The organism is Armatimonadota bacterium (assembly GCA_035527535.1).
In the GTDB taxonomy this organism is placed as follows: Bacteria; Armatimonadota; Hebobacteria.
On record DATLAK010000084.1, the window covers coordinates 15210 to 28656 of the forward strand.

Consider the following 13447-nt stretch of genomic DNA (forward strand, 5'->3'; position numbering starts at 1 on the left):
CGGCTGCCAACCCGTCGAGGATGCCAGGCGGGACGCCTGGCCTACCGTGTCTTTGTGCGGCTAGGCCAGGGGCCGCCGTGGCGGTCAGCATTGCTGACCTAGCCACCTTGGTGGTTCAACTGCCGCCGTACTTCGGTGCCAGCCGGTGGAACTCATCCAGCAGCGCCATGAAGTTATCGTACTTCGTGCCGTAGGCGATGGACTGGCTGGGGCCGAGGATGAACCCCGGCGTGCGGGCGCCGCGCTCCAGTGCCTGCCGCACGTCGCGGCGGATGTCATCGGGCGTGCCCGCGATCAAGTCCTCCACCGGCACCCCGCCCCACAGGCACAGGCGGTCGCCGAAGTCGCGCTTCAGCCCGCCGATCTCCATATCCGGGATGTCCTGCAGCGACTGGTAGCACTGCACGCCCGCCTCGATGAACATCGGGATCAGCGGGCGGTTATCGCCGCAGCTATGCAGCACCACCTGGTAGCCCAGCGCGCGCGCGCGTCGCACCCGCTCGCGCATCGCCTCGAAGCAGAACTCGCGGAACATCCGCGGCGAGATGAACGGCCCCTTGGTCGTTCCGAAGTCTTGCTGGAAGAACACCCCGTCCTGGCCGGGGCGAAGCATGTACTCGTCGGCCGCGTTCTGGCGCGCGACCGCCTGCCCGGTCGCCGCGCGCACCACCTCGGGATGGAGCGCGTATTCCAGCAGCCCGCGCTCCCATCCGCCCAAGAGCACCATCGCGGCAAACCCGCCCGAGTCGCCGAGGATGTAGCGGTCGCCCCCCAGGTGCTCGATCACATGGTCCACCGCCTCGAAGATGGTGGGGTCGGGCGGCTGCACCTCGACCGGCCCCGTGAACTGCTCGACGGTGTAGGCAGTCGCTTCGACCGTCGGATCCTCGACGCAGGCGATGTTGTTCGTCTCCAGCGACGCCTTCCACACGCGCCCCTTGCGGTCGCGCCACGTGTTGTCGGCGATCTGCTTCGGCGGGTCCTCGGGCGCCCACCCGCGCGGCGGCACGATCGGCGCCTCCTTGAAGGCGATGACGTCGGCCACCTCGAGCTTGCGGTAGAACTCGACGGTATCACGCTGGTAGCTATCCACCACCTCGTCGCGCCGGCCCTGCCACAGCGCGAGCTGGGCCTTGATCTTGTTGCGCACATAGGTCTCGCGCCCGATCACGCGCTCGATGGTGTCGCAGTCCACGACGTAGAAGCCCAATGGCACGCGATCCACCGGCTCCCGGTTGATCGCGGCGCGCACTCGTTCCTTGCCGTTCATGGGGCCATCTCCATTCGCGCCCGCGCGTCCGGTTCTCACTCGCGCAGCGGCTCGCCCTGGCTGATGATGGTGACGTAAGCGCGTGCGCTCGCGGTCTGGTCGGCCCGTGCGTCGCAGGTGAAAGCGACCTGGTTGTCGCCGGCGGCAAGCTCCGGCGCTTCTCCCTCGGGCTGCACCTCGGCAATCAGCTTGCCCTGGGGATCATAGAGCCTGCAATCCGACATGGAGCGAAACTCGAGGTAGCAGCCGGTTTCGATCTCGCACGGGAAGACGACGGTCTTGCCGCCGATGGTCACCGCCGGGTTGCGCAACTTGATCTCGACCAGCGGCAGCGCCCGGATGGGGCTCAGGCGGCAGTCCACCTGTCCCCCCGGCGGGAGGTTGTTGTACCATAGGCCGAGCGATGCCACCTGGCGGTAGTCCACGAACTCGCGGTAAATCGAGTGCAGATCGCCGTAGGGCCAGTGATAGTCCTCGAAGCGCGCGCCCTCCGGCTCGATCATCTCGAAGTAGCGCCAGCCGGTGAAGTCCACAATGACGTAATGGTCGCCGATGCCGGCGACAACGTGCTCCGGGCTGCGGAGCTGAAAGTTGAGCACTTCCCCCTGCCCGTCGCCGTGAACCCAAACGCCGAGCGCCTGGCGCTCACCGAGGTCGAGCGGGGTCGGGAACACCTTGGTCATCCCCGCCCACGTTGCGGTGGGCTGCTGCAGTTCGCTGGTGGCGGTGTAGCGGCCGCTGACGGGGCCCGCCTTCACCTCGGCCGCGTCGGGGCGCAGATCCGCACGCACACCGGCCTGGGCGACGCGATCGGCGAAGTCGCGGTCGTCCGCGAAATCCGCCAGCGTCAAGTTGTCGGCCGCGTCGTACGGGCCCGCCGACAGCAGCGCCTCGATCCGCAACTGCGCGGGCTGGCCACCAAACTTGCTGCACGTGGTCCAGACGTTGCTCCAGCCGTCGCTGCCCTGCACTTTGTGCTTCGCATATTGCACCGGCCGGAAGAACCACTTGCCGTCTGCGGCTTGCTCCAGCGTGAACTCGCCGCCAGGCGCCCTCAGCTTCGCCTTGACCGACTCCGGGAAGTAGTTGGCGTGCCGTAGATCCTCGTACCGCTTGAAGACGGCCGCCAGCCGCGCGAAGGCCGGCACTTGCGCTATGCTGTCGGGGTCCACCCCCATCAGCGAGAGGCCGGTATCGGTGGCCAGGGCCTTGCCGCACAGGTACTCGATGTCGTCCGTGAAGGTGGGCTCCCCCTCGGCGCCCGACCAGGTATTCACCGCCCACCATCCCAGGTGGCCAGGCATCAACATCCGCAGATTGCCCTGGTTGACAGCAACGTGGAGGTCTATGAATCGCTTGTGACTGCGCCGGGGGTGATCCCAGGCACCCAAGCGCGAGCGCACATACCACAGGTGATGGTGGAATGTGCTCATCTCCATGAGCGCGGGGCGCTGCAGGTGCTTCCATATCTCGAACACGAACCTAGAGCTGTAGTGCCAGTAGTTCTCGGCCCCGCCGAGGATGTCTCCGCCGTCCAGCGCATCGAGGTAGATCATGTCGAAGCCGCACTCGTTGAAGGCCTGCGCGGTCCTTTCCGCCACCTCGCCCAACAGCGTGGAATCGGCATCGGGCACGAACAGGCCGAAGCACTCCTTCAGGTGATGCACCTTCGCCCCCGGGGCATGGGGAGCGGGCCGCGTGCCGCAGGCGCCGCGCTCGCAGCCGGTGAAGCCGTAGGGCGGATCCTGGGCTACACCGGCATAGGTGATCAGCTCGTCGTCTATCTGCAGGGTGGCGCTGTTGCGCACGTAGAAGCCGGTGACCGCGGACATGCCTTCGGTCTCCTCCATCACCGCCACCGCGGTGTCGTCGGCGCCCAGCGCCGCGGCCAAGGTCAGGCACGCATCCTTGGCGAGCCGCGGATCCGGCGACGGCGCCACCCACGGGCAGCGCTTGTCAATGAAGAAAGCGTAGGTATGCAGGCCGGCCTTGATGCCGGCGGCGTGCAGCCGGTCAATCACCGCCTTGAGGCTGGCGAAGCCGCGCGGGTAGGTTTCCGGATTGGGCAGGCAGTCCCCAAACCGGAAGGAAGCGCCGCCGTGGAAGTCTATCTGGTTGAAGCCAAGCGCCTGCACTAGCCTGATCCAGTCATCCGCGGTCTGCTCCGACAGGTTGGCGAGGTTGAACAGGTATGACCCGCGGTTGATCTCGGCGTCGAGCGCCCACGGCCCGCCGATGGAGGAATGCGGCAGCTCCGGCGCCGCGCTCACGACTTCTTGCATCACCTGCCGCAGCTCGCCCTGGGGGCAAGCGATGAGCGCGACCTTGGCGCCGGCGAAGCCGAAGCGGGGATAGCACGCCGCCCACAGGTGCTTGCTCGGTCCCGGCAGCCCGGACACATTGGTCTGCAGGTTGAGGGCGAGCGCGCAGCAGGCGAACTCCTCCTCCAGCGTCCCCTCAAGCGTGAGACCGATGTTGGCGAACACGAGCTCCTCCACCCCTTCGCCCGCGACCGACAGGACTTCCAGGGTAAAGTAGCGCCCCTGCTCGACTGCCGCGAGCACGACCTCGACTCCCGCATCGCCGAACTGCGCCGTGATGCGCCCGTCCCGAAACGAGACCGCTGACGCGCCGTGATACCGGCCCGCCTGCTTGACTTGAGCGAACGGGAGCCGTGGCTCCCGGACGCAGTAGTCCATGCCCGTGCGCCGGTCAATCAGGTGTGAGTTCTCGCCGTTGGGGCCGATCTCGTAGCTGGCGCATTGGTTCTCGATTCCCATGGTCATGGGGTCTCCTTCGGCCAGGATGAGCGTGGCCGTTGCTTGTAGATTGGAAAGTCCTATTTCTGGTGTGGGAGGTTGCCCACCTGCCGAGCAGGCGGTGTGGCGAAACCGAAGCGGGCCGGCAGCGTCAATGCCGGCCCGCCGGACGCCGGTTCGGCCGCAGGTAGGTCAGCGCGCCAGGGTGGTGAGCCGCTGCTTCCCGAGGGAAGGGAGGCCACAGCCCCGCTCGCGTGGCCGAACCGCGTGGATCGAGGGCAGCCGGAAACGGCTGCCCGCCGCTTGGGGCAGCACGAACCGTGCCACTACAGCCCTCCGATCCGCACCGCACGCACCAGACGGCGCACAGGCCGCCGCAGCCAAGGCGCCGGAGCGGGCCTCAAGGCCCCTGCGCGGTTAACGGCGAAAAACGGATGCGATTCCGGCGTCGGGCGGGGCCGCGGCTTACTCGGCCACCGTGCCCGCGCGAAAGGAGCAGACGATGAAATTCGCGACCGACTACCTGTGGATGAACACCAGGCGCTCGCGCGAGTACGTGAACATCACCGCCGAGGTCGAGCGCGTGGTCGCCGAGAGCGGCATCCGCGAGGGGATGGTGCTGGTGTCGGCGATGCACATCACCGCCGGCGTCTATGTCAACGACGCGGAGGAGGGCATCATCGCGGATATTGACGAGTGGGCCGACCGCCTCGCCCCCCAGGGGCCTGATTATCGCCACCACCGCACCGGCGAAACCAATGGCGACGCCCACCTCAAGAGCATCCTCGTCCACCACCAGGTGGTGGTGCCGGTGACGGGGGGCAAGCTCGACCTCGGCCCGTGGCAGCAGATCTACTACGCCGAGTTCGACGGCCGGCGCCGCAAGCGCGTCATCATCAAGGCGATGGGGGAGTGAGCGCCCTCGCGCTGCTGTTGCTACTATCATGCACAGGCGCGCGTCAATGTGCCGTGCGTTCTTGACGATCCCGCCAAACGTGTGTTAGCATCAGCGCCAACAGCGGCAGCACCGGAGGGATGACCGTTGAAAGAGTACGAGGAATGGTACAGGGCGAATCCTCTGCGTCAGTGGAGGGAAGGGCAGGAGCCTCGCGTATCGCGACCCGCGCTCGCCCACGAGATGATCGTTCGCGGGTATTCCATCACCCCCGCGACCATCCAGCGTTGGGAGTGCGGCGAGTACGCAGTGCCCGATGCGGCGATGAAGTTGCTGGCGGAGATCACGGGCATGCGCGACCTGCGCGCGAGGTGGGAGAAGTGGCAGGGAGGGCGTGCGAGATGAGAGAACTCCTTGGCCCCGGGGATGGATCGAGCCCGATTCTGGGTGCCAGGTGAATGGCTGGCGGGAGTGGAACTCTAACGCGTCGGCTTCGAATAGACCACACCGACCGGAGGTGAACCATGCCGCTTACAGGCCCAAGAGCCCTGTTGCTGGCATTGCTATACGCTCCTGGCGCAAGGCGGATGCCCGGAGAACCCATCGCCGGTATCACGCGCCTGCAGAAACTACTGTTCCTCCTGCAGGAGGAGTACGGATTGCGGAAAGGCGGCCGGGGGGTTCTGGTCTTCGAGCCGTACCGGTTCGGTCCGTACTCGGCGGCCCTGTATGACGAGATCAGCTTCCTCGAGAACCTGAATCTCATCACGGACAGGAGAGATACGGGGGCGGCGAGCGCCGAGGAGACTGAGCAGGAGGACAAGCTGGTCGAGGGACTCATGGCGGAGGCAGAAACGGAAGGCAGCATCGGGGCGGAAATTAGTGAGGAGGACGTGAAGGGCCTGGAGTACCTTCTAGATGATGTGCCTGGCGAGGACGCCCTCGAGGCGAATCCTGACGAGAGGCAATTCTGCCTCACGCCCAGGGGCATGGCCTCTGCGAAGGCCGTCTTTGACTCGCTCAGCTCCGACGAGCGGCATGCCCTTGAGAGCGCCAAATCGAGGTTCGGAGGCATGTCGTTGAGGAACCTCATCCGGTATGTCTACACGCAGTATCCGGAATCGGCAAGCGAATCGGAGATCAGGGATCGTATACTGTGATGGTTCCTACGACCGCGCAGATGGGGGCGGCAGGTGCGGTTCTGGCATTCGCAGCTGGCGCGCTCGCATTGCTTCACAACTCAAAGCGGATGGAGCGTGCCAGAGATCTTGCCGCCGCCCAGTCGCGACTTTGGGAGCGAGCAGTACTTGAGTTGCGCGAGCACATCCAGCGTCTCCATGACCTGGCTGATAGATGCATGGCGGAGTCGGGTCCGGAAGCTGGGACAGCCGGCCAGATGCGGCGTCTCTTGCGTCGGTCCAGGGGGTGTGTTCGCCGCCTGGACGCGCCGATTCGGCTAGGCAAGTGGGTCTCTGGTACCGAGAGGAGCATGTTTGCTTCCGCCCTCGGGCTGGTTGCTTCGTGTCTGGCCGTGCTGCTCGGCGGCGCATTTTCGTTCAGCCCGTTCCCGTATGCGACTTGGATGGGTGTGGGGAGCGGCGCGGCCTTGGTACTCAGCTATGGTGGCAATTATGCCGCTATCTGCTGCTGCGAAAGGCTGATGAGGGCGCAAGGGCTGTAGGGAGTGCCGAGCATGACCGAGATCGAGATCGAGGAAGCGGTGGCCGAGTTCCTCTCCCGACCTGGTTGTCTTGTGGAGCGGCAGGTAGCCTTTCTCCGAAAGGTCGCGGATGTCTGCTCCTACGATCCTGTCTGCGACACGCTGCTGGCTGTGGAGGCGAAGCGAGAGGACTGGCGCCGCGGGATGCAGCAGGCGCGGTATTACCAGCTCTTCGCCGACGCCGTCTACATCGCTCTGCCAGAATGCCGGGCGCTGCGTGTCCGAACGCCGCAACTCGAAGAGACAGGCATAGGTCTCCTTGTGGTGAACAGCACAGTCTCTGTCAGCGTGGAACATGGCCACAACCCTTTCCGCCGAGATCTGTGTCGTGAGATGGTGATTGAGCGTCTTCGCTCTGGCCCGCGAAGTGGAGGGGGGAACCGCTGATGTCATTTGCCGCTGCACAGGCCCCCCAGAATCTGTATCGGCTTGGAACGCACGCCGAAGCGGAGTATTACCGCCATCTGAAGTCCGCTTACGACGGCATGATCGTCAATGCCAACCTGGTAGAGGCGACCCCGAAGGCCACAGCCTCGTTCCTGGCTACACAAGGCAAGCCCTTTCTGCTCGACCCGATGACATACGCGTTCGGGCTGAGTCCTGCGGTGCTGCATAGCAACTCCAAGCGCGGGGGGATGAAACGCTCATTTGCCGCTCTAGCCGAACGATATGGCGGGGTCATACTGAAGCTGGCCGGCAAGGAGGCGATAGGGCCGGATGCCTTCCAGCGAGATTCGGACGTGTCTGACCTTGCCAAGGCCGTCATCAGTTACCAACTACACCGCTTCGATGATATAGCGAATGAGATGAAAGATGCTGCCCCTGAGGCGTTCGGCGGACTCACCGGACTCTCGCCTGCTGGGGCGATTGCACCCTACTTCCACATTGATGAGGTCATCGAGCCGGCGCTCTCACTGAACACGCGGCTTCTCCGCGCCGCTGTCTCCCTCCAGCCCGAGCAGCCAATCTACGCCATGCTGTGCCTTTCCAGCGGGATTCTCTTTGCTGCAAATCTGCTAGACACGATCGCGGGTGCCTACGTGACGGCTGGCGCGACGGGTTTCATGTTCTGGTTCGATGACGCCACGGAGCGGACCATCGGGACTCTGGGCGTGCAGAATCTCGTCAGATTTGTGAGAGCGTTGAGCCAGAATGGGCACTCGGTCTACAACGCTTACGGCGGCTGCCTCTCCGCCCTTCTTTCTCGCTTTGGCCTTTGCGGCTTCTCGCATGGCCTCGGTTACGGAGAGCGCAGGTCGATTGTGCCTGTGACGGGCGGAAGTGTTCCGCCACCGAAGTACTATGTTCCGCCGCTCTGCGAGCGGTACAATGTGACGACCGTCTTGCTGATTGCCCCTTCCGTGCAGTCTGGGATCGACTTTCACGCAGAGATATGCGGCTGCGCAGTCTGTCGCCGGGTGCTGGCAGGTAACCCGGATCGGCTTGTTGAGTTCGGTCGAACCAGAGATATGTCCGACAAGAATGGGCGGCCTATCAGCGTTCCCACCGCTGAAAGCATCAAGCTTTGCCGGCTTCATTACATGCTCGCGAAAAGGGACGAGGTAAACCGGATTCGGGCCAACTGGAGCAGCGCAGTCGAAAGCCTGGCCGTGGCCTACGAGAAGTACGTCGATGTCCTCGGCAAGCCCGAGGTGGCTCATCTCGATGTGTGGCACCGCGAACTGACTGCCGCCAACCGAAAACCGTGACTGAGCACCTCAACCACGCTGCCGTCGCCCGCAGGGCTGTCGGAAAGACTGTGCCGCGCGGGGAGAGGCGGCAAACCGCTGACGTGCGCGGGATGAGTGATTGTGGTGGGGTGACCCTGGCGAGCGCCCTCGCTGTGACTGTGGCGCTCCTTGCAGCAGTACAGGGCGCCGTGGAACGCTCAAGCGCCGCCGCGGACATGGTAGTGCGGGAGGCGGCACAGCTGTGAACGACGTACTGATCGGTGTGGCAATGGGCTAGTTACCGGGACGGTCACCTGCTTTCTTGCCTGGTGGGTCCTGTTCCACGTTGTGGTTCCCAACGTGCGCTTCTCTCAATCAATAAGCAGGCTTCCCGCAGAGGACAGGAAACCGCCCTGGGAGTACCGCGTCAAGTTTGAGAACGCTGGCAGGAGAGCCATCATGGATGTCGAGGTGACAGCCAGACTTCGAGTGAAGCGCTTGGTCGCGACCCGTCCTGGCAATTGGTGGGTGTCCAGCATTCCTGTCGAGTACGGTGACCCCATATGCAGGGTCCCTAAGATGGGACCCGTGCGCACAGGGGCACGTCGCCAAATTGTGCCGCTTCTGGTGAACGACGCGGAGCAGTTCAGACAGGCTCCCTATCCGGCAGAGGTCAGGGAGAAGGCACAGAACCGATCTCTGCTGCCGGAGGATCTACTGCGGTTGGGCGATAGGACGGAACTGCGGCTCATCGTCTCCGGATATGATGCCTTCAGCGGCGCCCGACGGCTCTTCGTATCAAAGGAATACACCGTGGGCGACATCATCGACGGACGGTTCAACAAGGATGGACTAGAAGTAATACCGCAGGCTAGTGAGCCGTCTGAGCCTTCCGCGTGACGTCGAGGCGCTCGGTGAGTAGCGAGAGGATGTCATGCGGCTCTGAAGTGGCAGGGCGCATCCAGAGCCAGCAGTGCCGGGCGCGTCGCCGGGACGATGCAGCGCGCTGCTTCTTGGCCTATCTCCATCGTTGACACCCACCAGGTTGCAGGCAGCCCCTCGACCCGGAAGGTCACCAGCGGTGACGCCCCGTTGCTCCACGCGACCAACGCCGCGTCCTCGGCTATGGGGTCGGGGCGGGACATGTTCCCGACTATTATAGACGCAAAGCCGGGCGGAAACTTACGGGGCTTCTCCCATGGTGGGACAAGCGTCTCGCTTGTCCGCTGGCCTGGCCAGGCGAGACGCCTGGCCTACCGATTACGGCGCGGTGGTGCCCGGCTCACTCCGCCCCGGCCGAATCCCGCCTTTGTGCCGCGCCTGCGCGACCAAAGCTGTTCCCAATCTGTTACACTCCGTGGGGAATCCATCGCGCATGGGGAGGCGTGGAGACAAGGGCGTGATGAATCACGCCCCTACACCGGAATTCACGGAGCTTATGGAGGCGAAATCATGGCGGAGCATGACTACCAGTACGTCATCATCGGCGGCGGGCCGGCCGGCGCGGCGGCGATCGAAGGGATCAGGGAACGTGACCACGATGGTCGCATCCTGCTGGTCGGCGCGGAAAAGCATTTGCCCTATGACCGCCCCCCGCTGTCGAAGAAGTTGTGGTTCGGCAAGAAGCAGGTCGCGGACATCTTCCTCCACGACCAGGCGTTCTATGCCGCCAACTCGACCGACCTCGCCCTCGGCGTCCGCGTGGTCGGCCTCGATCCGCAGCGCAAGACGATCACCGACGACCAGGGCGACCTCCACCATTACCACAAGCTGCTGCTGGCCACGGGCGGCATCCCGCGCACCCTTGGCATCCCGGGGGGCGACCTGGAGGGCGTCTGCTACTACCGCTACCTGGACGATTACCTGACAACCCGCGCGCGGGCGACGGCGGCCAAGTCGGCGGTGGTCATCGGCGGCGGCTTCATCGGCTCGGAGATGGCGGCGGCGCTCAGCCTCAACCAGGTGGAGGTGACGATGGTCTTCCCGGAGCAATGCCTGGTGGCGCGCGTGTTCCCGGAAACCCTGGGGCGGTCGCTCCAGCAAACCTACATCGAGCGCGGGATCACCGTCCTGTCGGGAGACGTGCCTACCGCTATCGAGCGGCATGATGACGCCCTCATCGTCGCCACCCGCGGCGGCCGGCGCCTGCGGGCCGACATCGTCATCGCCGGCATCGGCATCGCGCCCGCGAGCGAGCTGGCGGCGGGGGCGGGGCTGACCCTCGACGACGGGATTGTGGTTGACGAATACCTGCGCACCTCGGCCCCCGATATCCATGCCGCCGGCGACAACGCGTTCTTCCCCTACCAGGTGTTGGGGCAGCGCACGCGCGTCGAACACTGGGATAACGCGGTCAACCAGGGCAAGCAGGCGGGGCGCAACCTGGCGGGGGCGCAGGAGGCGTTCACCTACATGCCGTACTTCTTCTCCGACCTCTTCGATTTCGGCTACGAGGCCGTCGGCGAGGTGGACGCCCGACTGGAGACCTTCGCCGATTGGCGGCAGGAGAACGACACGGGCGTCATCTATTACCTGCGGGAGGGGCAGGTGCGAGGGGCGATGATGTGCAACGTGTGGGACCAGGTGGAGGCGGCGCGGGAGCTGATTCGCGGCGGCCGGCGGATGACCGCGGAGGACCTGCGCGGCGCCATCAAGTAAGGGCGCGCGGGACGGCGCCGACGGGAGGACGTGATGGACTTGGCGGAGCAGGAATGTCATCCGGTGGCGGCGACGACCCCGCCCCTGTCGCGGCCGGAGGCGGAGAAGCTGGCCCAGGAGATCCCGCAGTGGACGCTGAAGGAGGGGGTGATCGAGCGCGAGTTCACCCTCGACGATTTCGAGGAGGCGATGGAATTCGTTAACGGCGTCGCCGAGATCGTGCAGGAGCAGGACCACCACCCCGACATCTACATCGCCTACAACCAGGTGCGGCTGGAGTTCTCGACGCACAAGATCGGCGGGCTGTCCCGCAACGATTTCATCATGGCGGCCAGGGTGGACGAGCTGGCGTAGGGCCCCGAGCGGTTCTAAGGGGGCGTTCGAGTCTGGTTAGCGTGCGGACAGAAACCCCTCTCCCTTCGAGGGAGAGGTCGGCGAGCCCGCGGCGAGCCGAGTGAGGGTTGCCCGCCGTAGGCGGGGTCGTCCGCCATGGGCGGGATAGGTTTGGTGCGGCAGGCGTCTCGCCTGCCGATCGTTTCGCAGCCGAGACGGCTGCACTACCACTCCACCCCGACCTCAGTCATCCCCCTTGAACTTGTCCGCCTGCGGCGGGGGGGGAGGGGTGAGCTTGGATAGTTCCCGCTTTTCGCTCACACCCGTCTGAGCCGGCGTGGACGCAAGCGGGTACTTGCGCAAGGGCGGTTGCGTGGCCCTTCTTGTGTTTCCGGAGGGCATCTCCTCGGCAGGGATCCCCACGGCGTCGTCGAACTAGATCCTGCCCGCAAGATTGCCTAGCGCGGAACAATGGTAAGCCCAGATGCGCGAGAGCCTTCTGCACTACGGCGACGACCTCGACACTTCGCACTCTTGCGTCGGCGGTTGCTCACTTCCACTATCTCAGCATCGTTCATCCTCGCGAGTCACGGCACAGATGGCAGTCAGCAGGAAGACCATGGTCTGAGGCAGAGAAGCGCGTGGCAGATGTGGGGCTGAGGGTTCCATGCACTCCGACGATCAGGTATTCGGCTGGTTAGTGTTCATCGCCTGGGCCGCCTCCCTGGTTGTGCCTGGGATTCTCCTTGTCTTCCTCTGGCGCGGCGCGAGCGCCCTGAGTCGGTTGGCGGCGCTCCAAGTCCGGCGACGGAGAAGGGGGCGCGAATCTCGGTCACCTAGTGCGTAGAAGGATCCCCGCTGCGCGGACACATGCATGTAGTGGCGGCGCACGTCGCATGATGCGGCTGTGACGTAACGCTGGCGCGGCGAGTGAAAAATCCCCCATCCGGAGTGCCCCCATGATGGGTGTCTTGGCCTGCGGCTCGGAGTGATCTCACGCGCCCCGCGCCTGTCGCCAGTGGACTTGCCCTGGCAAGCTGATGATATGAATGCGCAATCCCTGCGCGGCATGACCGCGCTCATCACCGGGGCGGCCCGGCGCCTCGGCCGCGCGACCGCGCTCGCGCTGGCCGACGAGGGCGTCAACATCGTCATTCACCATCGCGCCTCCGCCGCCGAGGCACGCGACCTGCAGCGAGAGCTGGAGGCCCGCGGCGTGCGCGCGTGGCCGCTGGAGGCCGACCTCGGCCATCCCCGCCAGTGCGACGCCCTGGTCCCGCGCGCGCTCGAGGCCGCCGGCGCGCTCGAAATCCTGGTCAACAACGCCGCGGCCTTCCCCGCCGACACCGTGGACGACCTCACCCGCGAGCGCCTGCTGGAGATGGTGGAGGTCAACGCCTGGGCGCCGTTCGCGCTGGGGCGGTCGTTCGCGCGAGCGGTGAAACGCGGGGTCGTCATCAACTTCCTCGACACCCGGCTCAGAGGTTATGACCCGGCGCACGTCGCATACATCATGAGCAAGCACCTGCTGGAGCGGTTCACGCGCACGATGGCGCTGGAGTTCGCCCCCGGGGTGCGGGTCAACGCGGTGGCGCCGGGGCTGATCCTGCCGCCCGCGGGCAAGGACGAAACCTACCTCGACCGGCTGGCGGCCCGGGTGCCGCTTCAGCGCCACGGCGAGCCGGAGCAGGTCGCCGCCGCCGTCGTCTTCCTCGCCCAGAGCGAGTTCATCACCGGCCAGGTCCTCTACGTTGACGGCGGCCGGCACCTGGCGGAGTACCGCTATGGACCGCATCCTGATTGAGGACCTGGTCGCGCGCTGCGTGCTCGGCGTCAGCGCCCAGGAGCGCCGCGAGAAGCAGGAGGTCGTCATCAACCTCGCGCTCGCGACGGATACCCGCACCGCGGGCAAGAGCGACCGCTTCGCGGACGCGGTGGACTACCGCGCGATCAAGAAGCGCGTCTTGGCCGCAGTCGAGGAATCGCAGTTCCACCTGGTCGAGGCGCTGGCGCAGCGGGTCGCGGAGATCTGTCTCGACCACCCCGGCGTGCGCGAGGCGCAGGTGACGGTGAGCAAGCCGTCGGCGCTGCGTTTCGCGCGCAGCGTCGGCGTCCGCATCACGCGCTGCCGGGGGTAGCGGC

General features: G+C 65.5%; 12 protein-coding genes. 10 read left to right on the top strand and 2 right to left on the bottom strand.

Going from position 1 to position 13447, the window contains the following annotated elements:
* Nucleotides 1-115: 115 nt before the first annotated feature.
* Together VM221_05665 and VM221_05670 are read right to left on the bottom strand one after the other, a co-directional pair.
* Entirely contained in the window at nucleotides 116-1270 is a 1155-nt protein-coding gene (locus tag VM221_05665; GenBank protein ID HUT74303.1) for a uroporphyrinogen decarboxylase family protein, read from the bottom strand.
* Nucleotides 1271-1305: 35 nt separating this feature from the next.
* Nucleotides 1306-4056: a hypothetical protein gene (locus VM221_05670; protein HUT74304.1), complete on the bottom strand. Its 2751-nt coding sequence runs from the start codon at nucleotides 4054-4056 to the stop codon at nucleotides 1306-1308.
* Between the two features lie 475 nt (nucleotides 4057-4531).
* On the opposite strand from VM221_05670, the gene VM221_05675 reads away from it, so the two are divergent.
* From VM221_05675 to folB, 10 genes are all read left to right on the top strand, one after another.
* A complete protein-coding gene (locus VM221_05675) occupies nucleotides 4532-4945 on the top strand; it encodes a secondary thiamine-phosphate synthase enzyme YjbQ (protein HUT74305.1) in 414 nt (137 codons plus the stop codon).
* A gap of 126 nt (nucleotides 4946-5071) precedes the next feature.
* On the top strand, nucleotides 5072-5329 hold the full coding sequence (locus tag VM221_05680; protein ID HUT74306.1) for a hypothetical protein: 258 nt from the start codon (nucleotides 5072-5074) through the stop codon (nucleotides 5327-5329).
* Between the two features lie 119 nt (nucleotides 5330-5448).
* Entirely contained in the window at nucleotides 5449-6084 is a 636-nt protein-coding gene (locus VM221_05685; GenBank protein ID HUT74307.1) for a hypothetical protein, read from the top strand.
* A 533-nt stretch (nucleotides 6085-6617) separates the two neighbouring features.
* The gene (locus VM221_05690) at nucleotides 6618-7031 is read left to right on the top strand and encodes a hypothetical protein (protein ID HUT74308.1); all 414 of its coding nucleotides are present in this window, start codon (nucleotides 6618-6620) and stop codon (nucleotides 7029-7031) included.
* On the top strand, nucleotides 7031-8353 hold the full coding sequence (locus VM221_05695) for a hypothetical protein (protein ID HUT74309.1): 1323 nt from the start codon (nucleotides 7031-7033) through the stop codon (nucleotides 8351-8353). Before VM221_05690 ends, VM221_05695 begins: the two co-directional genes overlap by 1 nt.
* Nucleotides 8354-8773: 420 nt before the next feature.
* Nucleotides 8774-9214 carry a hypothetical protein gene (locus VM221_05700; protein ID HUT74310.1) on the top strand — a complete coding sequence of 147 codons (441 nt, stop codon included), beginning with the start codon at nucleotides 8774-8776 and terminating at the stop codon, nucleotides 9212-9214.
* 552 nt (nucleotides 9215-9766) lie between these two features.
* Nucleotides 9767-10972, top strand: coding sequence for an FAD-dependent oxidoreductase (locus tag VM221_05705; protein HUT74311.1), 1206 nt, complete (start codon nucleotides 9767-9769; stop codon nucleotides 10970-10972).
* A gap of 33 nt (nucleotides 10973-11005) precedes the next feature.
* Nucleotides 11006-11326, top strand: a complete 321-nt coding sequence (locus VM221_05710) for a 4a-hydroxytetrahydrobiopterin dehydratase (protein HUT74312.1) — start codon at nucleotides 11006-11008, stop codon at nucleotides 11324-11326.
* Nucleotides 11327-12350: 1024 nt separating this feature from the next.
* Nucleotides 12351-13109: an SDR family oxidoreductase gene (locus VM221_05715; GenBank protein HUT74313.1), complete on the top strand. Its 759-nt coding sequence runs from the start codon at nucleotides 12351-12353 to the stop codon at nucleotides 13107-13109.
* On the top strand, nucleotides 13090-13443 hold the full coding sequence (folB, locus tag VM221_05720) for a dihydroneopterin aldolase (GenBank protein HUT74314.1): 354 nt from the start codon (nucleotides 13090-13092) through the stop codon (nucleotides 13441-13443). Before VM221_05715 ends, folB begins: the two co-directional genes overlap by 20 nt.
* The last annotated feature ends 4 nt before the right edge of the window (nucleotides 13444-13447 follow it).

Excerpts from the sequence above, each read along its gene's own strand:
- VM221_05690 (HUT74308.1), top strand. The coding sequence starts at position 6,618 with ATGACCGAGATCGAGATCGAGGAAGCGGTGGCCGAGTTCCTCTCCCGA.
- VM221_05665 (HUT74303.1), bottom strand. The coding sequence starts at position 1,270 with ATGAACGGCAAGGAACGAGTGCGCGCCGCGATCAACCGGGAGCCGGTG.
- folB (HUT74314.1), top strand. The coding sequence starts at position 13,090 with ATGGACCGCATCCTGATTGAGGACCTGGTCGCGCGCTGCGTGCTCGGC.
- VM221_05710 (HUT74312.1), top strand. The coding sequence starts at position 11,006 with ATGGACTTGGCGGAGCAGGAATGTCATCCGGTGGCGGCGACGACCCCG.
- VM221_05715 (HUT74313.1), top strand. The coding sequence starts at position 12,351 with ATGAATGCGCAATCCCTGCGCGGCATGACCGCGCTCATCACCGGGGCG.
- VM221_05670 (HUT74304.1), bottom strand. The coding sequence starts at position 4,056 with ATGACCATGGGAATCGAGAACCAATGCGCCAGCTACGAGATCGGCCCC.
- VM221_05685 (HUT74307.1), top strand. The coding sequence starts at position 5,449 with ATGCCGCTTACAGGCCCAAGAGCCCTGTTGCTGGCATTGCTATACGCT.
- VM221_05705 (HUT74311.1), top strand. The coding sequence starts at position 9,767 with ATGGCGGAGCATGACTACCAGTACGTCATCATCGGCGGCGGGCCGGCC.
- VM221_05675 (HUT74305.1), top strand. The coding sequence starts at position 4,532 with ATGAAATTCGCGACCGACTACCTGTGGATGAACACCAGGCGCTCGCGC.
- VM221_05695 (HUT74309.1), top strand. The coding sequence starts at position 7,031 with ATGTCATTTGCCGCTGCACAGGCCCCCCAGAATCTGTATCGGCTTGGA.
- VM221_05700 (HUT74310.1), top strand. The coding sequence starts at position 8,774 with ATGGATGTCGAGGTGACAGCCAGACTTCGAGTGAAGCGCTTGGTCGCG.